This window comes from Tepidicella xavieri (genome assembly GCF_004363315.1).
GTDB classification, from domain to species: domain Bacteria; phylum Pseudomonadota; class Gammaproteobacteria; order Burkholderiales; family Burkholderiaceae_C; genus Tepidicella; species Tepidicella xavieri.
The window spans coordinates 1-26949 of the sequence record NZ_SNYL01000019.1; the positions used below are offsets into that span (position 1 = coordinate 1).

The window sequence follows — 26949 nt, forward strand, 5'->3', positions numbered from 1 at the left end:
AGCACGGTGGTGATGGCAGCCGTCAGCGTCGTCTTGCCGTGGTCCACGTGACCAATGGTGCCCACGTTCACGTGCGGCTTGGTCCGCTCGAATTTTTCCTTTGCCATTTTTCAGCTCCGATTTGAAAATTGCCGAAATTACAAACACACCATTGGATGGTGCCCATGGGCAGGATCGAACTGCCGACCTCTCCCTTACCAAGGGAGTGCTCTACCACTGAGCCACATGGGCTTGAACAGTCTGGCGACTGCCAATCAAAACGTTGCCGCAACCTTCGAAACCGTAGCTGGAGCGGGAGACGGGAATCGAACCCGCGTCATCAGCTTGGAAGGCTGGGGTTCTACCATTGAACTACTCCCGCATCTTGCCAACCGGCCTGACACGGACCGAAAGTCCGCTCAACTTCAGTTTCGCTGGTGGAGGAGGCTGGATTCGAACCAGCGTAGGCGTCAGCCAACAGATTTACAGTCTGCCCCCTTTAACCACTCGGGCACCCCTCCGGCGAGCCACAGATTATGCCACGATTTTTTGTCATTCGGCAAACCAGTCGATGGTTTTTTCACCACGCCCACTCAACCAGCGGTCCACCGTCTCGAAATGCCCGCAACCGATGAAGGGCAGGGGCGGCCGCCGGGCCGACAGCGGCGAGGGGTGGTTGGCTTGCAACACGAGGTGCCGCTGTGCGTCGATGAGCGCGCGCTTGCTTTGGGCGTGCGCCCCCCATAGCAGAAAGGCCTTGGGTGAACCGTGCTCGGCGCAGTGCGCGATGATCGCATCGGTGAACGCTTCCCAACCCCAGTGCGCATGGCTGGCGGGCCGCCCGTCTTCCACGGTGAGGGTGGTGTTGAGCAGCAACACCCCTTGCCGCGCCCAGCCCTGCAGGCTGCCCGTGCGCGGCATGCGCCCGTGCGTGCGCTGTAGTTCGGCATGGATGTTGCGCAGCGAGGGCGGCGCCTTCTGCCCCGCCGGCACCGAAAATGCAAGCCCCTCGGCCTGACCGGCGCCGTGGTAGGGGTCTTGCCCGAGAATCACCACACGGGTATGGGCCAGCGGCGTCAGCGCCAGCGCACGCAAAGGCTGCGACGGATAGATGCAGGCGCCGGCCGACAGGCGCTCGCGCACCCGCTGCGCGACCCGCTGACCCGCAGCGCTGGCCAGAAAACGCTGCCAGATCGGCTGCCAGTCGGGCGCCAGCGGCCACGCCTCGGGCGCCCAATCGGCCAGACCGCCCACCGGCTCATCTGGCGCGGCCATGTCGCCCCACAGGCCGGACGTGCGCGCGCTCACGCCTCGCCAAACAGGCGCGCCAGCGCCACGCCGGGGTCGGGGGCGCGCATGAAGGCTTCGCCCACCAGAAAGGCATGCACGCCAGCCTGGCGCATCCGCGCCACGTCGGCGGGCGCCAGGATGCCGCTTTCGGTGACCAGCAGGCGATCGGCCGGCACGTCGGGCAACAGGCTCAGCGTGGTGTCGAGCGAGACTTCGAACGTGCGCAGATTGCGGTTGTTGATGCCCACCAGCGGGGTTTTCAGCTTCAGCGCGCGCAGCAACTCGTCGCGGTCATGCACCTCGACCAACACCGCCATGTCCAAGCCCAGCGCCAAGGCCTCCAGATCGGCCATCTGGGCGTCGTCCAGGCATGCAGCAATGAGCAGGATGCAGTCTGCCCCCATCGCACGGGCCTCATAGACCTGGTAGGGGTCCACCATGAAATCTTTGCGCAGCACAGGCAGCTCGCACGAGGCGCGCGCCTGCTTGAGGTAGTCGGGGCTGCCCTGGAAGTATTGCCGATCGGTCAGCACCGACAGACAGGCCGCTCCGTGCTCGGCATAGCGCTGCGCGATGTCGGCAGGCACGAAGTCCTCCCGGATCACGCCCTTGGAGGGGCTGGCTTTCTTGATTTCGGCGATCACCGCGGGCTGGCCTTGCGCCACGCGCTGACGCAAGGCGCCCACGAAGTCGCGCGTCAGCAGCCGGGATTCGGCGTCCTGGCGCATGGCGGCCAGGGACACGCGCCGCTGGGCGGCGGCGACCTCTTCGCGCTTGGTGGCCACGATGTTTTGCAGGATGTCGCTCATCGCCTTCGCCCCATCAGGCAGCCGACAGCGCATGCGCCGTGGTGATGAACTGCTCCAGCTTGGCCTTGGCCGCGCCGCTGGACAGGGCCCGGTCGGCCAACTGGATGCCGGCCTCCATGGAGGCCGCCACATTGGCGGCATACAGCGCCACGCCCGCGTTGAGCACCACGATGTCGCGCGCCGGACCGGGCTGATTGTCGAGCACGCCGAGCAGCATGGCGCGCGACTCCTCGGGCGTTTCGACCTTCAGCGCCCGGTTGCTGGCCATGGTCAGGCCGAAGTCTTCGGGGTGGATTTCGTACTCGGTGATCTCGCCGTGCAACAACTCGCCCACCATGGTGCCCGCCCCGAGGCTGACCTCGTCCATGCCGTCCTTGCCATAGACCACCACGGCGTGTTCGGTGCCGAGTCGCTGCAAGGCCCGCACCTGGATGCCCACCAAGTCGGGATGGAACACGCCCATCAGGATGTTGGGGGCGCCGGCTGGGTTGGTCAGCGGCCCCAGGATGTTGAAGATGGTCTTGATGCCCAGCTCTTTGCGCACCGGCGCCACGTTCTTCATGGCCGGGTGGTGGTTGGGCGCAAACATGAAGCCGATGCCGGTTTGCTCGATGCAAGCCGCGATCTGCTCGGGCTTGAGGTGGATGTTGACGCCGAGGTTTTCCAACACGTCGGCGCTGCCGGATTTGCTGGAGACGCTGCGCCCGCCGTGCTTGCTGACTTTGGCGCCGGCGGCAGCGGCCACGAACATGGCACAGGTGGAGATGTTGAAGGTGTGCGAGCCATCGCCACCCGTGCCGACGATGTCCACCAAATGGGTGCGATCCGTCACTGGCACCTTGGTGGAAAACTCACGCATCACTTGCGCGGCGGCAGTGATTTCACCGATCGTCTCTTTCTTGACGCGCAGCCCGGTGATGAGGGCCGCCGTCATGACGGGCGACAGCTCGCCGCTCATGATGAGGCGCATGAGGTGCAGCATCTCGTCATGGAAGATCTCGCGGTGCTCGATGGTGCGCTGCAGGGCTTCCTGTGGCGTGATCACGTGGCGTTGGGGCATGGTCGTCTCCTGGGGCGGCCTGCGCATCAGGCCTGTTCGAGAAAATTCTTCAACATGGCATGGCCATGCTCGGTGAGGATGGACTCGGGGTGGAACTGCACCCCTTGAACCGCCAGCTCACGGTGGCGCACGCCCATGATCTCGCCATCGTCCGTCCAGGCGGTGATTTGCAGCACCTCGGGGCAAGTGGCGCGCTCGATGGCCAGCGAGTGGTAGCGATTGACGGTGAACTGCCGCGGCAGGCCGGCAAATACGCCTTCCTGCGTGGTGGTGATCACGCTGGTCTTGCCGTGCATGAGCGCCTGCGCCCGCACAATGTGGCCACCGAAGGCCGCGCCGATGCTCTGATGCCCCAGGCACACCCCCAAAATCGGGAGCTTGCCCGCGAAGTGTTGAATGGCCGCGATCGAGATGCCGGCCTCGGCCGGCGAACACGGCCCGGGCGAAATCACCAGCCGATCGGGCGCACGAGCGGCAATGCCTTCGACGGTGATCTCGTCGTTGCGGAAGACCTCCACCTCGGCCCCCAGCTCGCCCAAATACTGCACGATGTTGTAGGTGAACGAGTCGTAGTTGTCCACCATCAGCACTTTGATCCGGCTCATTCCAGCCCCTCCTCCACCAGTTCGCTGGCGCGCAGCAGTGCGCGGGCCTTGTGTTCGGTTTCGCGCCACTCCATCTCGGGCACCGAATCGGCCACCACGCCGGCAGCGGCTTGCACGTACAGCGTGCCGTCCTTGACGATGCCGGTGCGAATGGCAATGGCCAGGTCCATGTCGCCGGCATAGCTCAAATACCCGACCGCGCCGCCATACAAGCCGCGCTTGGTGGGCTCCAGCTGGTCGATCAGCTCCATCGCGTGCACCTTGGGCGCCCCCGTGAGCGTTCCGGCCGGAAAAGTCGCCTTGAGCACGTCCATGTTCGTCATCCCTGGGCGCAGCAAGCCCTCGACATTGCTGACGATGTGCATCACGTGGCTGTAGCGCTCCACCACGAACGCCTCGGTCACTTGCACCGAGCCGATCTGCGCGATGCGCCCGATGTCGTTGCGCGCCAAATCGATCAGCATGACATGCTCGGCGCGCTCCTTCGGGTCGTTGACCAGCTCCTGCTCGGCGGCCTTGTCCTTTTCGGGGGTGGCGCCACGCGGGCGGGTGCCGGCCAAGGGCCGGATGGTGACCTTTTCCCCCTCGTCGGTGTGCTCGTGCCGCACCAGAATTTCGGGCGATGCCCCGACCACCTGGAAGTCCCCAAAGTGGTAGTAGTACATGTAGGGGCTGGGGTTGAGCGAACGCAGCGCCCGGTACAGGCTCAACGGCGAGGCCTGGTAGCGCTTGCTGATGCGCTGCCCCACCTGCACCTGCATGAAATCACCCGCAGCAATCAGCGCCTTGGCCCGTTCCACAGCCTTCAGAAAATCCGCCTTGGCGAATTCCCGCTGCTCCGGATGGCTTTCACCGGGCTTGACAATGGGCGCGCTGACCGAGTACTTGAGCTGCTCCTTGAGCTCGCGCAAACGCTTCTTGGCGGCGGTATAGGCTTCGGGCTGCGCCGGGTCGGCATAGACGATGAGGTAGAGCTTGCCCGAGAGGTTGTCGATGACGGCCAGCTCCTCGGTTTGCAGCAGCAGGATATCGGGGCAGCCCAGGGTGTCGGGCGGGCAGGTGTCTTGCAGCTTTTTCTCGATGTGGCGCACCGTGTCGTAGCCGAAGTACCCCGCCAGCCCGCCACAGAAACGCGGCAGTCCAGGACGCAAGGCCACCTTGAAGCGCCGCTGATACGCGGCGATGAAATCCAGTGGATTGCCTTCGTGGGCTTCCACGACCACGCCATCGCGCACCACCTCGGTGCGGGCTTGCGGCCCAAACCCACTGGCACGCAGCCAGGTGCGTGCGGGCAATCCGATGAAACTGTAGCGGCCGAAGCGCTCGCCCCCCACGACCGATTCCAGCAAAAAGCTGTGGCGCCCGCCATCCTTGCTGTGGGCCAGCTTCAGGTACAAGGACAGTGGGGTTTCGAGGTCCGCAAACGCCTCGACCATGAGCGGGATGCGGTTGTAGCCTTGGCCGGCCAGGCTTTTGAATTCGAGTTCGGTGATCACATGAGCCTCCTGCAGCTCGGCTCCGACTCGGCGGAGCGTTCATTCCAACACAGGCCCTTCGCCGCACGGCGGGGCACCTTGCACCCGAGGCGGGTGCGCAACGGGGGATGGTCAATAGGCGCTGGCTGGCTTACGCCAGGGCCATGCCCCCCGGCCGCAGAAGACGGCCAGGCGCGCAGAGAGCGTACCAACAGGAATGAACATGCCCACAGTGTAGCAAAGCCGGATGGGGCTTCGACGCGATGTGCGTGGCAGGCGAACCGCCGTGGTGTACCGAAGTGATGATGCCGAAATGGCGATAGCGGTGACTGGCGCGACTGGCGGGGATCGAACCCACGACCCTCGGCTTCGGAGGCCGATACTCTATCCACTGAGCTACAGTCGCTGACCAACCGCCATTCTAACAGGCCGCAGCGCCTCTGCAGGGCCAGTGAGGTAGGCAGTCTATAATTGGCGACTTCCTGAGCGCATCAGGCGGGCCACAGCACCCTATCTCATCGGCATACTGCACCCAGAGGATTTTCATGAGCGACGCGCACGACTCCCACACCGGTCCCATCAAGACCCCGAAGCAACTGTTCTGGACGGCGTTTTTTTCCTTCGTGGCGCCGGTGTTCTTGATCATCGGCCTGGTGTTCTTCGTGACCAAGGGCGACAAGCCCTCGCCCGGCACGGACAACTCTGAGCTGGCCACCGCCATTCGCATCCAGCGCGTGGGGTCGGTGGAGCTGCGCGATGCCAATCGGGTGCTGCAAAACGGCGAGTCGGTCTATCGCGCTCAGTGCGCGGCCTGCCACGATGCCGGCCTCGTCGGCGCGCCGAAGTTTGGCGCCGCCGCCGACTGGTCGGCTCGCCTGGGCACAGGGCTGGACAACCTGGTCAAATCGGCGCTGGAAGGCAAAGGGGCCATGGGCGCGCAAGGCGGTGGCGCCTTCGAAGACCTGGAAATCGCCCGCGCCGTGGTGTTCCTGGTGAACTCGGCGGGCGGCAACTTCGAAGAGCCGGCTCAGCCCGCGCCGGCCGAGTAACACCGCTCTACACCACCCCCCAAGCCCGCCGCGTCGCGGGCTTTTTCATGCCCGCTGCCGTGCCTGCCAAGGGCTGGGCACGCAGCCGCTGCGCCGCAGCACCTCCTGCCAAGGCAATTCCGCCAGCGGCCAACGCCCAGCCTCCAGACAACGGGCCGCCCGTTCCATGTCCTGGCTGTGGACGTTGCCCCAACCCAGGTCGGTCTGCAAATACAGCCAGCCGTCTTCGTCCACCCAGGCATGCTGCGCCTGGGCCTTCTGCCCGGTGTGGGCGCGCACTTGCCCTTCGTCATCGAGCCGCCAGACCCACGGCAGACGCTCCAACTCGACATACACCCGCTGGGGACCATTCTGGAAATACCATTGACCGGCGCCGTCGCAACCGTAATTGCGGTGGATGAAGGCGATCAGTTTGTCGTGACGCAACTCGCTGCCCCGGCTCTGCGCATGGGCGCCCGGTCCGGCAAAAGGGCCCGCCCGCTGGACCTGCTCGTCGCGCATCCACCAGCGCCCCCGGGCATCCAAGCCCAGCCAGCCGTAGCAATCCGGCACGTTCGGCCATTTGGCCATGGCCGCCTTGACGATGTCATCCATGCTCCACTCCTGCGGCACTGGCCAGCCAGTCGCACACGGCCTGAGGCATGGCGTCGCCACGCCAGGGAGCCGCTCCCCGCAAGCCCGATGCCCCCCGCCGCACGGCAAAGCCGACATGGCCGCCCTGCGCTGGCTGCCACAGCACCACATGGTCGGGCACCTCCACGACACGCGGCAGGCTGTGCGCCGGCACGAAAGGGTCGTTGCGCGCATTGAGCACCAACGTGGGCAGCCGCACGTCTCTCAGCCCCGGCTTGGCCGACGCCCGCCGCCAATAGTCGTCCACCCCGGCGAAACCGTGCAGCGGCGCGGTGAACACATGGTCGAATTCGCGCAGCGTCTTGGCACCCAAGGCCCGGGGCAGATCGAACAAGCCAGGGAATTGGGCCCATTTCAGTCGGGCCTTGCGTTTCATCGTGCGCAAAAACATGCGCGCGTATATTTGGCGGTTCAGCCCTCGATCGATGGCATGCCCTGCGGCCATCAAGTCCAGCGGCGCGGAAATGGCGGCCAAGGCGCTCACCAGCGTTGAAGCATGCCCACCGGCTTCCTGCCCCCAGCGCAACAGTGCGTTGCCCCCCAACGAGACCCCCGCGGCCATCAAGACGGCGTCAGGCCCGACGGCGGCGCGCACGCGCCGCAAAATCCAGTCGATTTCCTCGAAATCCCCCGAGTGGTAGGCGCGGGGCGCCCGATTGATTTCCCCAGAGCAGCCTCGGAAATGGGGTAGCCACAAGCGCCAGCCCCTGGCCGAGGCCTGCCGGGCGAACGCCCGGGCATAATGGCTCCCCGATCCTCCTTCGAGGCCATGAAACAGCACCAGCGCCGGGGGGGCGCGCCGGTCTGTCGGGCGGTGCGGCACATACCGATCGACATCGATGAAGTCCGCATCAGGGGTGTCCCAACGCTCACGCTGCAAAACGGGCAGCCCGCCCACATGCCGCCCCCAGAGGGCCGGCGCGATGGTCTGCAAATCCCCGCCGGGCAGCCACCAGGGCGCAGGGCTCAGTTCATCCATCGCCATCCTCAGTGCAACGTTCGCTTACCGGCGGGTGCCTGGGCCACTTCGGCCGTGGGTGCAGGGCTGGCATGATGAACCGCCATTTTCCAGCCCGCCGCCGTCAGCACATACACATTGGTGGCCAGGATGCGCGCCGCCAACACGCCGTCATCCGTGGCCAGCGTGACGGTTTCCAGCACGCTGTGCACCGCCACGCCCTGGAACAAGGCCTGGTGCACGCGCTCGGCTTGCACAGCGATGGCGCCATGCTCGAACATGGCGCCGAACGACTCGGCTATGGCGCCCAGCCCGACCAGCCTCGGCCCACCCGGGTGGACGCACACCGGGTCTTCCTCGTCGATCCAACAAGCCATCAGCGCGTCCAGGCGGCCTTGCTGCATCGCTTCATAGAACGCCTGCTCCACCGCATCGGGAGAGGCCGGAGTCGGCATGGAGGGATTCATGCGCACATTGTGCCTGCGGCTGGCCGGCGCTGTCACGGCCCCCAAACGAAAACCGCCTGCAAGCAGGCGGTTTCGCGAGCCATGTCACGGCCGATCACTGCCGCGGCCGTGCGCCATCACCGCTTTTGGCGGTACTTGCGCAAGGCAGCGATCTGCGCAGCCATCACGGCCAGTTCCGACGTGGCCTTGGCGAGATCCACATCGCTCTTGGCGTTCTTCATGGCTTCTTCGGCGGCCTTGCGGGCCTCGTTGGCCTTGGCTTCATCCAGATCCTTGCCTCGGATGGCGGTGTCGCTCAGCACCGTCACCACCCGCGGCTGCACCTCCAGAATGCCGCCGGCGACGAACACGAATTCTTCGCCCCCGTCGGCCTTCTCGATGCGCACCGCACCGGGCTTGATGCGAGTGATCAGCGGAATATGCCCCGGCAGAATGCCGAGTTCCCCGGCTTCACCCGGCAGCGCGACAAACTTGGCCGGGCCGCTGAAGATGGACTCTTCCGCGCTCACCACCTCGACTTGTATCGTGCTCATCTCTACTCCTTGTCAAAAGTTGGTCATCGGCCTGGAGCCGCCCTGTGGGCAGAGCGGCCCGGCACATCAGGCCAACTTCTTGGCTTTCTCGAAGGCTTCGTCGATGGTGCCGACCATGTAGAACGCCTGCTCGGGCAGGTGGTCGCATTCGCCATTGACGATCATCTTGAAGCCACGGATGGTCTCGGACAGCGGCACGTACTTGCCGGGCGCGCCGGTGAACACCTCGGCCACGTGGAACGGCTGCGACAGGAAGCGCTGGATCTTGCGGGCGCGGGCCACGGCCAGCTTGTCCTCGGGGGCCAGTTCGTCCATGCCCAGAATGGCGATGATGTCGCGCAGTTCCTTGTAGCGCTGCAGCGTGCCCTGAACGGCGCGGGCCACCTGATAGTGCTCCTCGCCCACCACCAGCGGGTCCAACTGACGGGACGTGGAATCCAACGGGTCCACGGCGGGGTAGATACCCAGCGCGGCAATGTCACGCGACAGCACCACGGTGGAGTCCAGGTGGGCGAAGGTGGTGGCCGGCGACGGGTCGGTCAGGTCATCGGCCGGCACGTACACGGCCTGGATGGAGGTGATGGAGCCGACCTTGGTGGAGGTGATGCGCTCCTGCAGACGACCCATTTCCTCGGCCAGCGTGGGCTGGTAGCCCACGGCGGAGGGCATACGGCCCAGCAGCGCAGACACTTCGGTACCGGCCAGGGTGTAACGGTAGATGTTGTCCACGAAAAACAGCACGTCACGGCCTTCGTCGCGGAACGATTCGGCGATAGTCAGGCCGGTCAGCGCCACGCGCAGGCGGTTACCCGGCGGCTCGTTCATCTGGCCGTACACCATGGCCACTTTGGATTCGCCCAGGTTGTCGGAGACGACCACCTTGGATTCCATCATCTCGTGGTAGAAGTCGTTGCCCTCGCGGGTGCGCTCGCCCACGCCGGCGAACACCGACAGACCCGAGTGCGCCTTGGCGATGTTGTTGATCAGCTCCATCATGTTGACGGTCTTGCCCACGCCGGCGCCACCGAACAGGCCCACCTTGCCGCCCTTGGCGAACGGGCAGATCAGGTCGATCACCTTGATGCCGGTTTCGAGCAATTCGGTGGACGGGGAGAGCTCGTCGTACTTGGGGGCCTTCTGGTGGATGGAAGCCGTCAGCGTCTGGTCGATGGGGCCGCGCTCGTCGATCGGCTGGCCCAGCACGTCCATGATGCGGCCCAGCGTGGCCTTGCCCACGGGCACGGTGATGGGGGCGTTGGTGTTGGTCACGGTCATGCCGCGACGCAGGCCGTCGGACGAGCCGAGGGCGATGGTGCGGACCACGCCGTCACCGAGTTGCTGCTGCACTTCCAGGGTCAGTGCAGAACCTTCCATTTTCAGCGCGTCGTACACGCGGGGCATCTGGTCGCGCGGAAACTCCACGTCCACCACGGCGCCGATACACTGAACAATCTTGCCTTGAGCTTGAGCCATGATTGATACCTTCAAAATACTTTAAGACTTCGAGTCCCCGACCTCACACGGCCGCGGCGCCTGCAACGATTTCCGACAGTTCCTTGGTGATGCCGGCTTGGCGGGTCTTGTTGTAGACCAGCTTGAGCTCGTTGATCACGTTGCCGGCATTGTCGGTCGCCGCTTTCATGGCCACCATGCGCGCGGACTGCTCCGACGCCATGTTCTCGGCCACCGCCTGATACACCTGCGATTCGATGTAGCGCACCAACAACTCGTCGATGACGGTCTGGGCGTCGGGCTCGTAGATGTAATCCCAGTCGTGACCCGCCTCGCCCTCTTCCAGATCCTGGGCGGACAGCGGCAGCAACTGCTGGATCACCGCTTCCTGCTTCATCGTGTTGATGAACTTGGTGTAGCACAGGTACACCGCGTTGATGCGACCTTCGCTGTAAGCATCCAGCAGCACCTTGACGGGTCCGATCAGCTTCTCCAGGTGCGGCGTGTCGCCCAGGCCAGTGACATGCGAGACCACCTTGGCACCCACGCGGTTCATGAAGCCCAGGCCCTTGTTGCCAATGGCGACCACTTCGGCGGTCTGCCCCTTGGCCTGCAGTTCCTTGAGCTGATTGGTCACCACGCGCAGCACGTTGGTGTTCATGCCACCGCACAGCCCCTTGTCGGTCGTGACCACGATCATCCCCGCCACCTTGGCGTCGTCGTTGGTCACCATGAAGGGGTGCCGATACTCCGGATTGGCGCGGCTGAGGTTGGCAGCGATCTGGCGCACCTTCTCGCTGTACGGCCGGGCCATGCGCATGCGGTCCTGCGCCTTGCGCATCTTGGAGGCGGCCACCATTTCCATGGCTTTGGTGATCTTCTTGGTGTTTTCCACCGATTTGATCTTGCCGCGTATTTCCTTGCCTGCTGCCATTGATGCTCCTTATCTGGTCGCCAGCGACCGCATCAGTAGGTGCCGGTCTTCTTGAACTCGGCAATCGCCGCGTTCAATTGGGCTTCGGCATCCTTGTCCATGGCCTTGTCGGCCTCCAGCTTGGCCAGCAGGGCGGCGTGCTTGTCCTTCAGGTAGCCATGCAGCCCGGCTTCGAAGGCCAGCACCTTCTTGACGTCGATGTCGTCCAGATAGCCTTTGTTGGCGGCGTACAGCGAAGCGGCCATCAGGCTGATGGGCAGCGGGCTGTATTGCGGCTGCTTGAGCAGCTCGGTCACGCGGGCGCCGCGGTCGAGCTGCTTGCGGGTGGCCTCATCCAGATCGGAAGCGAACTGCGCGAAGGCCGCCAGCTCGCGGTACTGGGCCAGGTCGGTCCGGATGCCACCAGACAGGCTCTTGATGAGCTTGGTCTGGGCCGCGCCACCGACGCGCGACACCGAGATGCCCGCGTTGATGGCGGGACGGATGCCGGCGTTGAACAGGTTGGTCTCCAGGAAGATCTGGCCGTCGGTGATCGAAATCACGTTGGTCGGCACGAAAGCCGACACGTCACCGGCTTGCGTCTCGATGATGGGCAGCGCGGTCAGCGAACCGGTCTTGCCCTTGACTTCGCCCTTGGTGAAGGCCTCGACGTAGTCGGCATTCACGCGCGCGGCGCGCTCCAGCAGGCGGCTGTGGAGATAGAAAATGTCGCCCGGGAAGGCTTCGCGGCCCGGCGGACGGCGCAGCAGCAGCGACACCTGGCGGTAAGCCACGGCCTGCTTGGAGAGGTCGTCATAAATGATCAGGGCGTCCTGGCCGCGGTCGCGGAAGTACTCGCCCATGGTGCAGCCCGAATAGGCCGACAGGTACTGCATGGCAGCCGATTCGGAAGCCGAGGCCGCCACCACGATGGTGTAGTCCATGGCGCCATGCTGTTCGAGGGCGCGAACCACGTTCTTGATCGACGACGCCTTCTGGCCGATGGCGACGTAGATACAGATCATGTCCTGACCCTTCTGGTTGATGATGGTGTCGATGGCCACCGCGGTCTTGCCGGTCTGGCGGTCTCCGATGATCAGCTCGCGCTGGCCGCGGCCAATCGGCACCATGGAGTCGATGGCCTTCAGACCCGTCTGCACCGGCTGGTCCACCGATTTGCGGGCGATCACGCCCGGGGCCACTTTCTCGACCACGTCGGTCATCTTGGCGTTGATCGGGCCCTTGCCGTCGATCGGGCGGCCCAGCGCATCGACCACGCGGCCGATCAGCTCGGGGCCCACTGGCACTTCCAGAATGCGGCCAGTGCACTTGACCGTGTCGCCTTCGGAAATGTGTTCGTACTCGCCCAGAATCACGGCACCGACGGAGTCGCGCTCCAGGTTCAGCGCCAGACCGAAAGTGGGCTGACCCTCTTTGGTGGCCGGGAATTCGAGCATTTCGCCCTGCATCACGTCGGACAAACCGTGAATGCGGCAGATGCCATCGGTCACGGACACGACGGTGCCCTGGTTGCGCACATCGGCAGAGGGGGCCAAGCCTTCGATGCGGGACTTGATCAGTTCAGAAATTTCTGCGGGATTGAGTTGCATGACTCTTACCTTCTTTCGTCATTGGTGACGGGGACACACCGCGGCTCAAGCCGTCAGGGCCACTCTCATTTGTTCCAGGCGGGCTTTGATGGAGGTGTCCAGCACCTCGTCGCCCACCACCACACGCACGCCGCCGATGAGTTCGGGCTGCAGCACAACTTGGAGGTTGAGCTTGCGACCGAAACGCTTTTCAAGAACGCCGGCCAAATCGGCCAGGCCAGCGGCGTCGATGTCATAGGCGCTGTACACCACGGCATCGGAGCTGCCCTGCTGGGCGTTCATCAGACTGCGGAACTGCCGAGCGATCTCGGGCAGCACTGCCACGCGACCGTTGTCGATCACGGTGCGCAGAAAGTTGCGGCCCATGTCGGGCAGCGTCTGCTTGGTCACCCCCACGATCACCTCAAACACTTGGTCCGGCGTGACTTTGGGGTTGTCGGCAAACTGGAGCAACTGCTCGTTGCCGGCGATGGCAGCCAGCTCATCGAGCCATTGGGCTGCGGCAGGGGCATCGGCCCGGGCGGCCTTGAACAGCGCTTCGGCGTAGGGTCGTGCGATGGTGGCGATTTCGGCCATGGGTCAACCTTTTGTGCGCGGAATCAGAGTTCGGTCTTCAGGCGGCTCAACAGCTCGGCATGCACGCCGGCGTTGACTTCGCGCTGAAGGATTTGCTCGGCGCCCTTGACCGCCAGGTTGGCCACCTGCTCACGCAGGGCTTCACGGGCCTGGAACATCTGCTGCTCGGCATCGGCCTTGGCTGCAGCAATGATCTTGGCCGCCTCTTCGTTGGCGCGTGCCTTGGCGTCTTCGATGATTTGCTGGGCGCGGCGCTCGGCATCGGCCAGACGGGCAGCAGACTCGTTGCGCGACTTGCTCAACTCTTCTTCGACGCGCTTGTTGGCCACAGCCAGTTCGACCTTGGCTTTTTCGGCAGCGGCCAGGCCTTCGGAAATCTTTTGCGCACGCTCATCCAGGGCCTTGGCGATAGGCGGCCACACGAACTTCATCGTGAACCACACCAGAATCGCAAAGACGATGGCTTGCGCAAAGAGGGTTGCATTGAGATTCATCGCAACACCTTTCTGTGTGTTTTCGGGAGTTGGGGGAGGACGCGGCAACTTGGGCGTGCGCCCCGCGCCGCACGGGCGGGGCGCCACCTTCCTCAAGTCAGGGCTATCAGGCGATCACGAAGGGGTTGGCGAACGCGAACAGCAGAGCCACGGCCACGCCGATCAGGAACGCAGCATCGATCAGACCCGCCAGGATGAACATCTTGGTCTGCAGGTCGTTCATCAGCTCGGGTTGACGGGCAGAGGACTCCAGGTATTTGCCACCCATGATGGCAATGCCGATGGATGCGCCAACGGCACCCAGCGCGACGATCAGACCGCAAGCCAGAGCAACGAGACCCAGAACGTTTTCCATGGTGATTCCTTTAGTGAAGTTGGAGGAAGGTTACAAAAGAGAAAGATTCACACGGTCGCCAGACGGCCTCAAGGCCGCCCAACTCAGTGCGCATCATGCGCCTGCCCAAGATAGATCAGGGCCAGCATCATGAAGATGAATGCCTGCAAGGTAATGACCAGGATGTGGAAGATGGCCCACACCGTGCCGGCGATCAGGTGCCCGAGGAACAGCAGGCCACCGCTGAGCGTGAAGGCGGCATAGCCACCCAGCAACGCAATCAGCATGAAAACCAGTTCACCCGCAAACAAGTTGCCAAACAACCGCATGCCGTGCGAAACCGTCTTCGCCACGAACTCGATCATTTGCATCGAAAAGTTCACCACACCCAGCGGGATGGCCAGCAGGGGGTTGCGGGAGGTACCAAACGGCGCAGTCACCAATTCATGCGCCCAGCCACCCAACCCTTTGATCTTGATGTTGTAGTAGATGCACATGGCCAGCACCGATACCGACAGGCCCAGCGTGGTGGACAGGTCGGCCGTGGGCACGACGCGCATGTAGTCCTTCATGCCAAAGAAGGCATGGAGGCCGGAGTCGTTGTGATCGTGGACAAAGGGAATGCCGTGCGCCCAGATGAAGGGGATGAGATCGACCGGAATCAGGTCCATGAAGTTCATCATGAACACCCAGCAGAACACGACCAGCGCCATGGGGGCGATGACCTTGCGGCTGTTGGCATTGTGAATCACAGACTTGGCCTGGTTGTCCACCATCTCGACCAGCATCTCGACGAATGCCTGGAATCGCCCCGGCACGCCGGCCGTGGCCCGACGGGCGGCCGAGTACAGAAACCAGCACACGAGGATGCCGAGCACGATGCTGACGACCACCGAGTCGATGTTGACGATGGAAAAGTCGACGATCTGCGTTTGCTTGTCGGTCGCCAGGTGACCGAGGTGGTGCCGGATGTATTCGCCTGGGGTAGGCCCTGCGCCTTCAGTTGCCATAGTTGATTCTGCCCGTCAAAAAGTCAAAACACCGTTCACTGCGACCGACTGCGCCCCAGCCAGAAAGCCAGCCAGTACGCCTTCAGCACCACCACCAGCCCGACCAACAGGCCTAGCCAGCTCAGGTCCGGGACGAAGCGCGGGGCCAGCCACATCATGGCCAGCGCCAGCAGGATCTTGATCCCTTCCCAAACAAACATTCCCACCAGCGACGCCCCAGCCGACTTCGACCGCGACGACCCTCGCCAGCGGGTCCAGGCGCTCGACGTCAGGCCGTAGGCCATCAACGCCGTGGGCAACAAGATGCACAGCCCGCCATAGAGCACCGACCACGCCACCGACGACGCCTCGAAGCCCAGCGCCGCCACCAGCGTGACCAGCGCCAGCAGCACCGACTGCCACACCACCACCCGCCAGACCGACACTTCGGGCTGACGCGCCCGCCACTCTTTCGCCTCTTCAGGCGTCAGGGGCTTGAAATCCTCGATATTTGCCTCATCTTCCCAAGGATCGCGGCGTTCGCGCGTGCCGTCCTGGGTCTGAGGCGACGATGGCTGCTGCGTCATTGTCACGGCCTCGAATGTCATTCCGGTTACACGCCCGCCCGCACCCTTGCGGGTCCAGCAAATCCACTGATTATACGTAGAAACCCCGATGGCCCGTCAAGAACTCCCAGCGCCGCGCGCCAGCAGGATAATTCAACCATGAATGCCATCCCCCCCGAGCCATCATTGATCGAGTACCCATGCCACTTCCCCATCAAGGTCATGGGCGCCCATGTGGAGGGCTTTGCCCAGGCCATCGTGCATGTGGCGCGGCAGTTCGACCCGGATTTCGACGCGGCCACCGTGGAACACCGCCCGAGCCGGGGCGGCAACTATCTGGGCCTGACCATCACGGTGCGGGTGACCAGCCGCGAGCAGCTCGATGAGCTGTACCGCACGCTCACGACCCACCCCATGGTGAAGTACGTGCTGTGACCGTGGCGCCATCGCTTGCCCCCGCTTTGCAGCGGCGCGACTTGGGGCGCGTGGATTACGCGGCCACCTACGCCGCCATGCAGCGCTTCACCGCCGAGCGCGAGGCCCACACGCCCGACGAGTTGTGGCTGTGCGAGCACCCGCCGGTCTTCACCCAAGGGCTCGCGGGCAAGCCGGAGCATCTTCTCGCGCCCGGCGACATCCCCGTGGTGTCCACCAACCGCGGTGGTCAGGTCACGTACCACGGGCCCGGTCAGGTGGTGGCCTATCCGCTGATCGATCTGCAGCGCGCCGGGTATTACGTCAAAGCGTATGTGTACCGACTCGAAGAGGCGGTGATTCGGACCCTGACGCATTTTGGCGTAACCGGGCATCGCGTCGCGGGCGCCCCCGGCATCTATGTGCGGTTGAGCGACCCGTTCGACCACGCCGCCCTGACCGGCCCGCGTCCGGGGGGCGATCCGTTTGCGGGCCTGGGCAAAATCAGCGCCCTGGGCATCAAGGTCCACCGCCATTGCACCTATCACGGCCTGGCGCTCAACGTGGCCATGGACCTGGAACCCTACTCGCGCATCAACCCCTGCGGCCACCCCGGGCTGCGGACGGTGGACCTTTCTACAATCGGGGTGACGACCGACACCGCCACCGTGGCCGAGGTGCTGAGCCAGGAACTGGCGCGCCGCCTGACGCCCTGAGCCCACGCCACCCTGCCCCACAGGCACTCCAGACCCCTTTGCGCCATGAACCAGCCCACGCCCCCTGCCGCCACGGCCTACGACCCGACGGTGAAACAAAAAAGCCAGGCCAAGACGGCCCGCATCCCGATCAAAATCGTGCCGGCCGAACCCTTGAAAAAGCCGGACTGGATTCGCGTCAAGGCCGGCTCGCCGACGACCCGTTTTTACGAGATCAAAGAGATTCTGCGGGCCAACAAGCTCGTGACGGTGTGCGAAGAAGCGTCCTGCCCCAACATCGGCGAATGCTTCGGCAAAGGCACGGCCACCTTCATGATCATGGGTGACAAATGCACGCGGCGCTGCCCGTTTTGCGACGTGGGCCACGGCCGACCCGACCCGCTCGACCCCGACGAGCCCGAGAACCTGGCCAAGACCATTGCCGCCTTGAAACTGCGCTACGTCGTCATCACCAGCGTGGACCGCGACGACTTGCGCGACGGCGGCGCTGGCCATTTCGTGGCCTGCATCCAAAAAACCCGCGAGCTTTCGCCGCAAACGCGCATCGAGGTGCTGGTGCCCGATTTCCGCGGGCGCGACGACCGGGCGCTGGAAATCCTCAAAGCCGCCCCGCCTGACGTGATGAATCACAACCTGGAAACCGTGCCACGCCTGTACAAGGAGGCACGCCCAGGCTCCGACTACCGCTTCAGCCTCAATCTGCTGAAAAAATTCAAGGCGCTGTTCCCCCACATTCCCACCAAGAGCGGCTTGATGGTGGGCCTGGGCGAGACGGACGAGGAAATTCTCGAAGTGATGCGCGACATGCGCGCGCACGACATCGACATGCTGACCATCGGCCAGTATCTCGCCCCCAGCGGACACCACCTGCCGGTGCGGCGCTACGTCCACCCCGACACGTTCAAAATGTTCGAAGCCCGGGCCTACGAAATGGGCTTCACCCATGCGGCCGTGGGGGCGATGGTGCGCAGCTCTTACCACGCCGACCAACAAGCCCACGCGGCCGGCGTGGCCGGCTGACCCGCTCCGCACCGCCAGTCAGGCGCGAGGAGCGGCGGGAGCGGTCGGCCGCTCCCTGGATGTCAGCGCGGCACCACCGTCACTTCGACGCGGCGGTTGCGAGCCCGGCCTTCAGCGGTGGCGTTACTGGCCACAGGCTCGGCCTTGCCGCGGCCCTCGGTGCGAACGCGATCGGCCGGCACCCCCTGATTGACCATGTAGGCCTTCACGGCTTCGGCGCGCCGCAGCGACAGGCGCTGGTTGTAGGCATCGGAACCGATGCCGTCGGTGTGCCCCACGGCGATGACCACCTCCAGATCGATGGCCTTGATGCGCGTGATGAGTTCGTCGAGGCTTCGGCGCCCCTCGGGCTTGAGCACGGCGCTGTCAAAGTCGAACAACGCATCGGAGGAGAAGGTGACCTTCTCGGGTGCAGGTGCCGGCGTGGCAGCCGGGGCCTCGGGCGCGGGAGCCGGTGCAGGGCGTGCTCGCACCGGGGCCTCGGCCACCGCTTTGGCCTTGTCGATTTCCAACGCGATCGGCGCTTCGAACGGACACAGCTCTTCGGGCGGCAGCAGCCCGCGGTCCTGCCCCACGTCTTCCAGCGTGGGCTGCCCTTCGCGGCTGACTCCGAGCGAGGTAGTCAGCCGGCCCATGGCCGCCAGGGTGCGTGCCTGCGCCAGGAACTCGTTGTACTGGGCATTGATATAGGCGCGGCTGGCCTCGAAGTACTCATTCTGGGTGTCGAGCAAGTCCAACAGGGTACGCTGGCCAATGTCAAACTGCTGTCGGTAGGCCTCACGCGCCACCTCGGTCGAGAGACGGTGCTGATCCAAATACCCGAGTTGCTCGTTCAAACGCACCACATCGTTGTAGGCAATGGTGAGGGTCTGACGCACGTCGCGGCAGGCTTTTTCCTGCAGTTCGCGAGCCTGGAAATTCTGTTCCACCGCCTGCCGTTCACGAGCCTGGTCGGCGCCGCCACGGTAGAGGTTGTAATTCATGATCACTTCGGCCACCGTGTCACGGGTGCGGCCGCTGACGTTGTCGATGTTGTGCCCCCAGGACTGACGAATGCGGAAATCCACGCGTGGCCAGTACCCCGCTTTGCGGGTTTCGATCTGCGAACGGGTGGAGCGGACGTTCTCGTAGGCCGCATTGATCGTGGGGCTGTTGGGCAGGCCCTGCTCCATCGCCTCTTTCATGGAGGCGGGGATGCCCTGGAGCTTGATGCCTTCGCGCAACGGCGGCAGGGTGCTGGGCGGCAAGGCGCCCATGATGCGCTGATAGCGGGCGCTGACATCGTGGAGATTGGAGATTTCGGTCAGCAGATTCGACTCGGCCAGTGCCAGACGGCCCACGGCCTGATCGTTGTCCACCCGACGACTCACCCCGGCCTGGGTACGCTCCTCGATCTGCTGGGCCAGCACTTTGTGTTCGACGAAGTTCAGCTTGGCCTCTTCCACGAGCGCGGAATAACGCGCCACGTCCACATAGGCACGCACGGCTTCCAGGGCAATGCCTTCGGCCGCCTCCAGCAACTCGTAATACCGCACGAGCTTGGCGTAATCCAACCGCTGGACTTCGTTGCGGGTGAACATGCCGTCGAAGAGCACCTGGTTGAGCGTCAGCGTCCCGCCATGACGGGAGTACCAGCCGGTACTCACTCCGCCCGGTGAGCGGTTGATTTCGCGGCCAACGCCGTAAGTCAGGTCGACTTGAGGCCGCCAACCGGCCTTGGCGGCATCACGCTCGGCCTCGGCCGCCGTGAAGTTGTACCAGCGCGCCTGCACCTCCGGGTTGGTGGTGATGGCGGTGCGAATGGCGTCGATCAGGGGTTGGGGCAAGGTTTGCGCTTGTAACCCTCCGCTGCACACCAAGGCCGCAAGAGCGACCGTCCTCAAAGCGTTGTTTTTCATGATGGCCCTTACATGGCGCACCAGGCTTCCCGGCACGCAAGACTTACTTGAACAGAAAAGGCAGCACGACGCATTTATGCGTTATGCTGGAAAGCATCCTAGCGGAAGTTGGGGTTTTTGTGGGACTTTCCGACAAATTATCGTTACGATCATTTTGACCGTTGCGTTCCATACCACACTTCCGCCCACTTTTCGCCGCCATCGTCGTGAAATTCGGGGCCTGTTCAAATCTTCGGCTTGCATCCCGGCGCTGGATGGGATGGTGGCTGGCGGCCCTGTTGGCCATCGGGCTGTCGGGTGCGGCCCCCAATCTGGATTTGATGCAGCGCCTGGCCCAGGAACGCTACGGCCCCACCGCTGCCGAGACGGTGACTGCATGGCGCCGGATGATGGAGGAAGCCCGGGACCAGCCCGTGGAACAGCAGCTCAATTTGGTCAATACCTTTTTCAACCGGCGCATCCTGTATGCACTGGATTCCCAGGTCTGGGGACAAAACGATTATTGGGCCACGCCGCTCGAATTCATGGGACGGGGCATGGGCGACTGCGAGGACTATTCCATCGCCAAATACGTCACGCTCAAATTGCTGGGCGTGCCCAACGAGCGGCTGCGGATGATTTATGTGCGCGCCCGAACCGCTGGCGCCCTGACCGAAGCCCACATGGTGCTGGGCTACTACGAGGACCCGACTGGCGAGCCGCTCATCCTCGACAACCTGATCTCCAGCGTGCGCCCGGCCTCACGGCGCACCGATCTCACCCCGGTGTTCAGCTTCAACAGCCAGGGGCTGTGGGTGGCCGGGCAGCAACAGTCTTCGGGCGACCCGACGGCACGCCTGTCGCGCTGGCGCGAGATGCTGGAACGCATGTCCAAGGAAGGGCTGTGAAGCACGGCCCGGCCATTTCACCCAAGGGGTTCTGAAGATGTCACTCGTCAAGCAGTTGTGGATCGCCATCGTGGTCGTGATGACCGTGGCCTTCGGCGGCAGCCTGGTGGTCAGCGTGCTGTCGGCACGCAGCTACCTGGAACAGCAGTTGCAGGTCAAGAACATCGACAATGCGACATCTCTGGCGTTGTCGCTGACCCAACTCGACAAAGACCCGGTGACCGTGGAGTTGCAAGTGGCCGCGCAATTCGACGCGGGCCACTATCGGTTCATCCGGGTCGTTTCACCCACAGGGGAGACACTGGTGGAGCGGGTGTATGAGGGGGAGCTTTACGGGGCCCCGCGCTGGTTCGCCAACCTGATCCCCATCCAAGCCGACCCAGGGCAAGCCCAGATCATGGACGGCTGGAAGCAGTTCGGGACCATCACACTGGCCAGCCATGAGCAGTACGTGTACAAAAGCCTCTGGGAAGGCACGCTGGAACTGCTGGCGTGGTTCGTGCTGGGCAGCGTGCTCACCGGCGTACTCGGCACGCTGGCCATTCGCGTGATCACCCGGCCTCTGCGCGACGTGGTGGATCAGGCCCAGGCTATTGCCGAGCGGCGCTTTCTCACCGTGCCTGAGCCCCGCACCCCCGAACTGCGCGCCGTGGCACAGGCCATGAACGCGATGGTCGAACGCCTCAAGGCCATGTTTGCCGAGGAGTCCAGCCGCCTGGAAAGCTTGCGCAAGAAGGTCAACCGCGACCCGGTGACCGGCATCGCCAACCGGGAATACTTCATGTCGCAGTTGCGGGAAGTGCTCACTGGCGAAATGCATGGGTCGGTGGGCAGCCTGGTGCTGGTGCGGCTGGCCTACCTCAATGAACTCAATGCCAAGCTCGGCCATCAGCGCGCCGACCAGTTGTTGCGCGAACTCGCCGACGTGCTGTTCCACAGTGGCGACGAGCACCCCGGGCAACGGGCCGGGCGCGTCAAGGGTGGCGAATTCGCAGTGGTCTGCCCGACGTATGCGTCCCCCACTGAAGCGGCCCGGGACATTTACGAGCGGTTGTGCCGTGATTGGCTCCCACACTGGGAACCGGAATTCCCGGACCTGTTCCACCTGGCGGCCGTGGGTTACGAACGCAACCAGAGCATTGGTGACCTGATGACCCGCGCCGACGAGGCCCTGGCCAAAGCCCGTGCCAAGGGCCCGAACACCTGGCATGCGGAAGAAACCCCTTCCACCAAGCTGAGCATGCCGGCCGAACAGTGGCGCACGCTGCTGACCGAGGCGGTGGCGGGTGGGCAGCTCAGTTTGGCGTTCTACCCGGTGGTTCGCCGAGAAGGCGGCGACCAACCCCTGCACCAAGAAGGCGTCATCCGCCTGCAGGTCGATACGTCTGGGCAACTGCTGTCGGCGGGGGATTTCATGCCCATGGCCGCCAGCCTGAATTTGACCGCCCCGATCGACCTGGGCGTGGTGCGCCTGGCCATCGAGCACCTGCAGCAAGGCACGGGCGACGTGGCGGTGAACCTGTCGGCCGAAACCATCGGTGACTTCACTTTCCGCAACCAGCTGCTGCAACTGCTGCAAGGTTATCCGGCCCTGTGCAAGCGGTTGCTGTTCGAAGTGCCGGAATATGGTGTGTTCCGGCAATTCGACGCCTTCCGCGACCTGACTCGCGCATTGAAGGCGCTGGGCTGCCGGGTCGGGATCGAGTACTTCGGCCAACGCTTTGCCGAAAGCGCCCAACTCGCCAGCCTGGGGCTGGACTACATCAAAGTGCACCCGGCCTATGTGCGCGGCATCAGCGAAAACCCGGGCAACCAGGAATTCCTCAAAGGGCTGTGCAACATGGCCCACGCCCTGGGCATTGCCGTGATCGCGCTGGGCGTGGAAAGCAAGGACGACCTGCCGCTGTTGGCCCAGCTCGGATTCGACGGTGCCACGGGGCCGGGGGTGCGCTGAGCACACGGAGCACAAAAAAGGAGGCCCCGCAGGGCCTCCTCCAAGGGTGGGCAACACCCGACTCAATCAGACGTCGAGGTTGCCGTTCTGCTTCATCTTGGCAATCAGGTCGGCGCCGGTGTCGGCAGCCCCGAAAGCCGTCTGAAGCTGCGCGAGGGTCATGTTCTCGAACACGATCTTCTGCTCTGGCGTGCCATTGGCATTGACATCCACGGAAAGCATTGCCTTGCCCGCATCGTTGACACCGAAGCTCAGGTGTTGCGCGAGATCGCTCTCATCGACCCCGCTGAGCAGATCACGCAGGTCGATCTTGTCGCCTTCGTTTTTGTTGAAGTCGGCAATCGTGTCAATAGCCGGCTGCGCCTCGGTTCCGATGTCGGCCAGGCGCCAGACGAACACATCAGCACCGGTGCCACCCACCAGATAGTCATTGCCTGCACCACCGATGAGAGTGTCATTGCCTGCCTGCCCGAACAGCAGATCGTCGCCGCCGCCGCCGATGAGGGTGTCATTGCCACCGGCACGCCCGTCTTCGGCTGACAGATCTACTGCATGCGCACGAATGTAGTCGAGCGTGTTCTGGCGGGTCCAACCATGCTCGGCTTCAAGCTTCTGGAACACCTGCCAGCCCGAGCCAGCGGGCAAGCCCAAGCCGTATTGAGCGTTCAAGGCATCCGTATTCAGGACGTCGCCAAACAGAATATCGTTGCCATCACCACCCTCGATCAGGTCGTCACCCACCGGCAGCAAGACAGACTCTTCTGAACTGCCGACCAGCGCAGCGGTCAACTCGCTGCCAGTCATCACGATTTGTGGCTGACCGACGGCACCGGAGACAGGCATACCCAACACAGCGATGTTATCGACACGAATTTCGAAATTGCCGTTTTGAGAGTTGTCTTGCAACACGAACTGCAGGCGATATTCACCAGCAGACAACCCGGTCGCCGAAACCGTCGTGAAACTGGTTTGCGTTCGAGACAAATTCCCTTGCTGCACGACATTTCCATTGGCATCGAGCAAGCGCCATGAAGCGGTATCGCCGTTGTTGTTATTGGCGGCCCTGTACTGGAAGCGAACCCCTCCATCGGCGCCCACCTCGATCGGTACCGATGTGAAGGTGGATGGCTGCTGGGCACCAGAATCCCTGGCATCGTGTAGAACCAGGTAATCGTTTCTCGTTCCAGTTGGGTTGTTCAGACTGATGGAGCCACCTCCAACACCTGTCCTCGTCCAGCCGTCGAGGCTATTGATACCCACGGTTCCGCCATCGGAGAAATTGGCAATGTTCACCCACTCGTTGAAATACACGGTTCCACTGCCTGTCGCGCTGGTGTTGTCAAAGAAACGCAGGTAATCGCTGTTGACGTCAGCCCCCACGCCAATGCCAAAGACTTTGCTGATGGCGCCCAGTGGCTGGAAGGCCTGCACCGAGTTCACGAACGTGGCATAGTCCGTCGAATTGCCGGGGCCGGCATTTTGGCCTGCGGGGTTGATGTACCGCGTGGGATCGCCATCGGTCACGAAGAAGGTGAGATTCTCGTAACCGCTGAAAGCGGAATGGCTTCCCATGGCATTGAACCAGTTCACCGTGGCGTTGAAGGCCGCCTCGTAATTTGTTGCCCCATCGGCGACCAAACCGTTGACAATGTTCGTCAACTGGGCGAGGTGAGTCGGGCCAAAGTTCTCGATGCTGATCTGTTGTTGGGCATTCTCGGAAAACGTGATCAGCGACAGGTTGATGTGCCCACTGTGCGCAGCAAGCTGCCCGGCCAGGTGGTTGATAGCGTCCTTCAGGATGGTCAGGCGGTTGCCCTGCATGCTGCCCGAAACATCCAGCACCAAGGCGATGTTGTAGTCCTGGCCGGGGATGAAGTTGGTCGTGCGGCCACCCACGTCACCCACCAGCACATCGGCACCGCCAGTTCCCATGATGGCACCATCCGGCTGCCCGTCGCGGGGCACGGCATGGTTGTCGGTCGCCACCGGCGTACCGGTGGAGTCCAGGTTGTCAGAGGCATTGCTGCCCACCACCAGCAGCCCATCGGGAGCCGAGGGCGTGAGTGGGGCACCGATATTGACTTTGAAAGCACCCTCATGCCAGTCGCCATCGGAATCTGTGGCCCGGACGGCAAAGTCGAGTGCAAGATCGGGCGGCGTGACGCGGTCGATCACGCCGAAGTCCTGGATGCGAACCGAGTCGTTGCCGTTCAGAACAAAGCGGACCACGACGCTAGAGAACTCCTGGTCAGACTCGATGCTGGCGATTTGGGATGATGCCTTGAGCCCCGTCAAGGTCAAGGTGCCCGAATCGACCACTGTGGTGCCATTGGCAGCGTATGCCACCCACTCGATGGTGGCGACGTTGGCATTCCCCACCCCATAGACGCTGAAGGTCAGGCCATCGGCCGGTTGGGACATGACCGCCTTGAAACCTTCGTTGTGGTCCAGGTTGCCATTCTTGATGCCAAAGCCGTTATTGTTCGGGTTGAGATCGTCGTCGCCACCGCTGGGCAGATTCTGCGGACTCCCGACACCCCCCGTATTGCTGAAGAGCAGACCATCAAAAGTGACACTGATGGGGCCGGCATTGACAGAAATCGTCTCGGTAGGGCCTCCTGCGCCAAATTGGTTGCCAATCTGGTATACCGTGGTCGGCTGCGGGGTCACCAAATTGAAGGTGTAAGTACCGTCGTTATGCAGCACCAGGGTGTAGAACACCTGGGGCGGTGTACCACTGCCGTCAATAGTAGCCGTCAATGTCTTGCCATCGGCAGACAAGGTTTCGGTGACACCGGCCAGATCGGGCCAACTGGTGATCCGGAGGGCTCCAGAGGCCGCAGGCCCATCGCCACCAAAGCCAAAGGTCAGGCTGCCCGTGGCAGATGAAACCTCGTTTTGCAGCACCAGATTCTGAGCGCTGGTGATGAACGGCATGTCGTCCTCGATGGTGATGGCGATCGTGCCGGTGGCCGCCGGATTGGCGCCGTCACTGATGGACACACCGACATTGAAACTGAGTGCATCCTCCAAGTTGTTGAGCGGGTGTGCAACAGGAGCCAACAGCGCAACCTGATAGCTGACAGAAGTGGCACCCGTGGTCACACTGGTTGAGCCCCCATTGAGGGTGATTCGGATCACATCGGTCGCGCCAGACTTGCCAATCAAAACCGCCTGATTGGAGCCGTCATGCCCCCAGGTGATGGGCGTGCTACCCAAGTGCGTAGGCAACCCAGTGAGCAACAGCGCCACGGTCAAAGGTGCTGCCCCGTTGCCTGTGACAGCCAGAGTCCCTGAGGCAGATGCGGAGTTGGTGTTATCTACCGTCCCCGTGTTGTCGGGAATCCCTGTCTGCCCATGAGTTGACTGGGTGAACCCCTCTTCGGAAACGTTGGAGGAAGCGTTGCCGATGGTGGGGGCAACGTCGGCATCCACAATCGTCGTGACCACCGGCGTGGGGTCATACACCACCGCCTCGAATTCGCCCGCACGACTCCAGTCATCACCCAGCGTCAGCGTGAACACCTCTCCACTGTCAGCCAGCGCATCGTCGAGCACCGCAATGTTGAAGCTCTGGCCCACCGTCGCGACGATCGTCGCGCCCGCCGCATAGTCCGATCCGCGCGTGGCCGTGTCGCCTTCGGCGCCCACATTCACCGTCACCGTGCCGCCAGGTTGGGTCGACAGCGGGTTGCCATCCGCATCCACCGCCAGCACCACGTATTGGCCCGTCGACGGGAAGCCCGTGTTGTCACCAGGCTCGCCCAGCGTCTTGGCCGACACGTACTGCGGCCCACCTTCGCCTTGCACCACCGCAAACAGCTGCAGCGTGAAGGCCACGTCCGGATCACCCTCCGGCACATCCCCCGTCGCATCCACAATCGTCGTGACCACCGGCGTGGGGTCATACACCACCGCCTCGAATTCGCCCGCACGACTCCAGTCATCACCCAGCGTCAGCGTGAACACCTCTCCACTGTCAGCCAGCGCATCGTCGAGCACCGCAATGTTGAAGCTCTGGCCCACCGTCGCGACGATCGTCGCGCCCGCCGCATAGTCCGATCCGCGCGTGGCCGTGTCGCCTTCGGCGCCCACATTCACCGTCACCGTGCCGCCAGGTTGGGTCGACAGCGGGTTGCCATCCGCATCCACCGCCAGCACCACGTATTGGCCCGTCGACGGGAAGCCCGTGTTGTCACCAGGCTCGCCCAGCGTCTTGGCCGACACGTACTGCGGCCCACCTTCGCCTTGCACCACCGCAAACAGCT

26 protein-coding genes and 4 tRNA genes are annotated in these 26949 nt (G+C 63.6%); 6 read left to right on the plus strand and 24 right to left on the minus strand.

All coding sequences use genetic code 11. The annotated features are described in order from the left end of the window. The 10 genes from DFR43_RS12245 to DFR43_RS12290 form a co-directional block, all read right to left on the minus strand. Nucleotides 1-107, minus strand: a 107-nt coding sequence (locus DFR43_RS12245) for a GTP-binding protein (protein ID WP_208454991.1), incomplete at its 3' end; no start/stop codon positions are given. A gap of 49 nt (nucleotides 108-156) precedes the next feature. Next, nucleotides 157-231, minus strand: a tRNA-Thr gene (locus tag DFR43_RS12250). A 56-nt stretch (nucleotides 232-287) separates the two neighbouring features. Next, nucleotides 288-361, minus strand: a tRNA-Gly gene (locus tag DFR43_RS12255). Nucleotides 362-414: 53 nt separating this feature from the next. Further along, nucleotides 415-500, minus strand: a tRNA-Tyr gene (locus DFR43_RS12260). A 31-nt stretch (nucleotides 501-531) separates the two neighbouring features. After that, a complete protein-coding gene (locus DFR43_RS12265) occupies nucleotides 532-1254 on the minus strand; it encodes a uracil-DNA glycosylase (protein ID WP_133599200.1) in 723 nt (240 codons plus the stop codon). Nucleotides 1255-1283: 29 nt separating this feature from the next. Next, on the minus strand, nucleotides 1284-2078 hold the full coding sequence (gene trpC, locus DFR43_RS12270; RefSeq protein ID WP_133599116.1) for an indole-3-glycerol phosphate synthase TrpC: 795 nt from the start codon (nucleotides 2076-2078) through the stop codon (nucleotides 1284-1286). Nucleotides 2079-2091: 13 nt separating this feature from the next. After that, complete coding sequence (gene trpD, locus DFR43_RS12275) at nucleotides 2092-3138, minus strand: anthranilate phosphoribosyltransferase (protein ID WP_133599118.1); 1047 nt, start codon at nucleotides 3136-3138, stop codon at nucleotides 2092-2094. A 26-nt stretch (nucleotides 3139-3164) separates the two neighbouring features. Next, nucleotides 3165-3743, minus strand: coding sequence for an aminodeoxychorismate/anthranilate synthase component II (locus tag DFR43_RS12280; RefSeq protein WP_133599120.1), 579 nt, complete (start codon nucleotides 3741-3743; stop codon nucleotides 3165-3167). Then, entirely contained in the window at nucleotides 3740-5239 is a 1500-nt protein-coding gene (trpE, locus tag DFR43_RS12285) for an anthranilate synthase component I (protein ID WP_133599122.1), read from the minus strand. The genes DFR43_RS12280 and trpE overlap by 4 nt, the downstream gene beginning before the upstream one ends. Nucleotides 5240-5548: 309 nt before the next feature. Continuing rightward, nucleotides 5549-5624: transfer RNA gene (locus DFR43_RS12290), tRNA-Arg, on the minus strand. Between the two features lie 139 nt (nucleotides 5625-5763). On the opposite strand from DFR43_RS12290, the gene DFR43_RS13655 reads away from it, so the two are divergent. Continuing rightward, nucleotides 5764-6267, plus strand: coding sequence for a c-type cytochrome (locus tag DFR43_RS13655; protein WP_164499749.1), 504 nt, complete (start codon nucleotides 5764-5766; stop codon nucleotides 6265-6267). A gap of 45 nt (nucleotides 6268-6312) precedes the next feature. Here the strand turns inward: DFR43_RS13655 and DFR43_RS13660 are convergent, their stop codons facing one another. The 12 genes from DFR43_RS13660 to DFR43_RS12350 all read right to left on the minus strand — a co-directional run bounded on the left by DFR43_RS13660 (nucleotide 6313) and on the right by DFR43_RS12350 (nucleotide 15813). Continuing rightward, nucleotides 6313-6861, minus strand: coding sequence for a DUF2946 family protein (locus tag DFR43_RS13660; RefSeq protein ID WP_164499750.1), 549 nt, complete (start codon nucleotides 6859-6861; stop codon nucleotides 6313-6315). After that, the gene (locus DFR43_RS12300; RefSeq protein ID WP_133599124.1) at nucleotides 6854-7879 is read right to left on the minus strand and encodes a YheT family hydrolase; all 1026 of its coding nucleotides are present in this window, start codon (nucleotides 7877-7879) and stop codon (nucleotides 6854-6856) included. Before DFR43_RS12300 ends, DFR43_RS13660 begins: the two co-directional genes overlap by 8 nt. 8 nt (nucleotides 7880-7887) lie before the next feature. Continuing rightward, nucleotides 7888-8325, minus strand: coding sequence for a YybH family protein (locus DFR43_RS12305; RefSeq protein ID WP_245988923.1), 438 nt, complete (start codon nucleotides 8323-8325; stop codon nucleotides 7888-7890). A gap of 116 nt (nucleotides 8326-8441) precedes the next feature. Then, entirely contained in the window at nucleotides 8442-8858 is a 417-nt protein-coding gene (locus tag DFR43_RS12310; RefSeq protein WP_133599126.1) for a F0F1 ATP synthase subunit epsilon, read from the minus strand. Between the two features lie 66 nt (nucleotides 8859-8924). Then, nucleotides 8925-10331, minus strand: coding sequence for a F0F1 ATP synthase subunit beta (atpD, locus tag DFR43_RS12315; RefSeq protein ID WP_133599129.1), 1407 nt, complete (start codon nucleotides 10329-10331; stop codon nucleotides 8925-8927). Nucleotides 10332-10374: 43 nt separating this feature from the next. Beyond that, nucleotides 10375-11244 carry a F0F1 ATP synthase subunit gamma gene (atpG, locus tag DFR43_RS12320; RefSeq protein WP_133599130.1) on the minus strand — a complete coding sequence of 290 codons (870 nt, stop codon included), beginning with the start codon at nucleotides 11242-11244 and terminating at the stop codon, nucleotides 10375-10377. 32 nt (nucleotides 11245-11276) lie between these two features. Next, entirely contained in the window at nucleotides 11277-12833 is a 1557-nt protein-coding gene (gene atpA / locus DFR43_RS12325; protein ID WP_133599132.1) for a F0F1 ATP synthase subunit alpha, read from the minus strand. A 45-nt stretch (nucleotides 12834-12878) separates the two neighbouring features. Further along, entirely contained in the window at nucleotides 12879-13409 is a 531-nt protein-coding gene (locus DFR43_RS12330) for a F0F1 ATP synthase subunit delta (RefSeq protein ID WP_133599135.1), read from the minus strand. Nucleotides 13410-13432: 23 nt separating this feature from the next. Continuing rightward, nucleotides 13433-13903, minus strand: a complete 471-nt coding sequence (locus DFR43_RS12335; RefSeq protein ID WP_133599137.1) for a F0F1 ATP synthase subunit B — start codon at nucleotides 13901-13903, stop codon at nucleotides 13433-13435. A gap of 106 nt (nucleotides 13904-14009) precedes the next feature. Then, complete coding sequence (atpE, locus tag DFR43_RS12340; protein ID WP_133599139.1) at nucleotides 14010-14258, minus strand: F0F1 ATP synthase subunit C; 249 nt, start codon at nucleotides 14256-14258, stop codon at nucleotides 14010-14012. Between the two features lie 83 nt (nucleotides 14259-14341). Beyond that, the gene (gene atpB, locus DFR43_RS12345) at nucleotides 14342-15247 is read right to left on the minus strand and encodes a F0F1 ATP synthase subunit A (RefSeq protein ID WP_133599141.1); all 906 of its coding nucleotides are present in this window, start codon (nucleotides 15245-15247) and stop codon (nucleotides 14342-14344) included. 35 nt (nucleotides 15248-15282) lie between these two features. After that, a complete protein-coding gene (locus DFR43_RS12350) occupies nucleotides 15283-15813 on the minus strand; it encodes an ATP synthase subunit I (protein WP_133599142.1) in 531 nt (176 codons plus the stop codon). 138 nt (nucleotides 15814-15951) lie between these two features. Between DFR43_RS12350 and DFR43_RS12355 the strand changes: the two genes are divergently transcribed. From DFR43_RS12355 to lipA, 3 genes are read left to right on the plus strand one after another with little or no spacing between them, the layout of a single operon-like run. Continuing rightward, nucleotides 15952-16227: an HP0495 family protein gene (locus tag DFR43_RS12355; protein WP_133599144.1), complete on the plus strand. Its 276-nt coding sequence runs from the start codon at nucleotides 15952-15954 to the stop codon at nucleotides 16225-16227. 2 nt (nucleotides 16228-16229) lie between these two features. After that, nucleotides 16230-16922, plus strand: a complete 693-nt coding sequence (gene lipB, locus DFR43_RS12360) for a lipoyl(octanoyl) transferase LipB (RefSeq protein WP_425471098.1) — start codon at nucleotides 16230-16232, stop codon at nucleotides 16920-16922. A 45-nt stretch (nucleotides 16923-16967) separates the two neighbouring features. After that, complete coding sequence (lipA, locus tag DFR43_RS12365) at nucleotides 16968-17942, plus strand: lipoyl synthase (protein WP_133599146.1); 975 nt, start codon at nucleotides 16968-16970, stop codon at nucleotides 17940-17942. 62 nt (nucleotides 17943-18004) lie between these two features. On the opposite strand, the gene DFR43_RS13935 is transcribed toward lipA, so the two are convergent. Continuing rightward, the gene (locus DFR43_RS13935) at nucleotides 18005-19768 is read right to left on the minus strand and encodes a TolC family outer membrane protein (protein WP_281276462.1); all 1764 of its coding nucleotides are present in this window, start codon (nucleotides 19766-19768) and stop codon (nucleotides 18005-18007) included. Nucleotides 19769-20094: 326 nt separating this feature from the next. Between DFR43_RS13935 and DFR43_RS12375 the strand changes: the two genes are divergently transcribed. After that, nucleotides 20095-20727 carry a transglutaminase-like cysteine peptidase gene (locus tag DFR43_RS12375; protein WP_133599151.1) on the plus strand — a complete coding sequence of 211 codons (633 nt, stop codon included), beginning with the start codon at nucleotides 20095-20097 and terminating at the stop codon, nucleotides 20725-20727. Nucleotides 20728-20764: 37 nt separating this feature from the next. Next, complete coding sequence (locus tag DFR43_RS12380) at nucleotides 20765-22681, plus strand: bifunctional diguanylate cyclase/phosphodiesterase (RefSeq protein ID WP_133599153.1); 1917 nt, start codon at nucleotides 20765-20767, stop codon at nucleotides 22679-22681. 66 nt (nucleotides 22682-22747) lie between these two features. On the opposite strand, the gene DFR43_RS12385 is transcribed toward DFR43_RS12380, so the two are convergent. Continuing rightward, nucleotides 22748-26908, minus strand: a complete 4161-nt coding sequence (locus DFR43_RS12385) for a type I secretion C-terminal target domain-containing protein (protein ID WP_211338659.1) — start codon at nucleotides 26906-26908, stop codon at nucleotides 22748-22750. Between the last annotated feature and the right edge of the window lie 41 nt (nucleotides 26909-26949).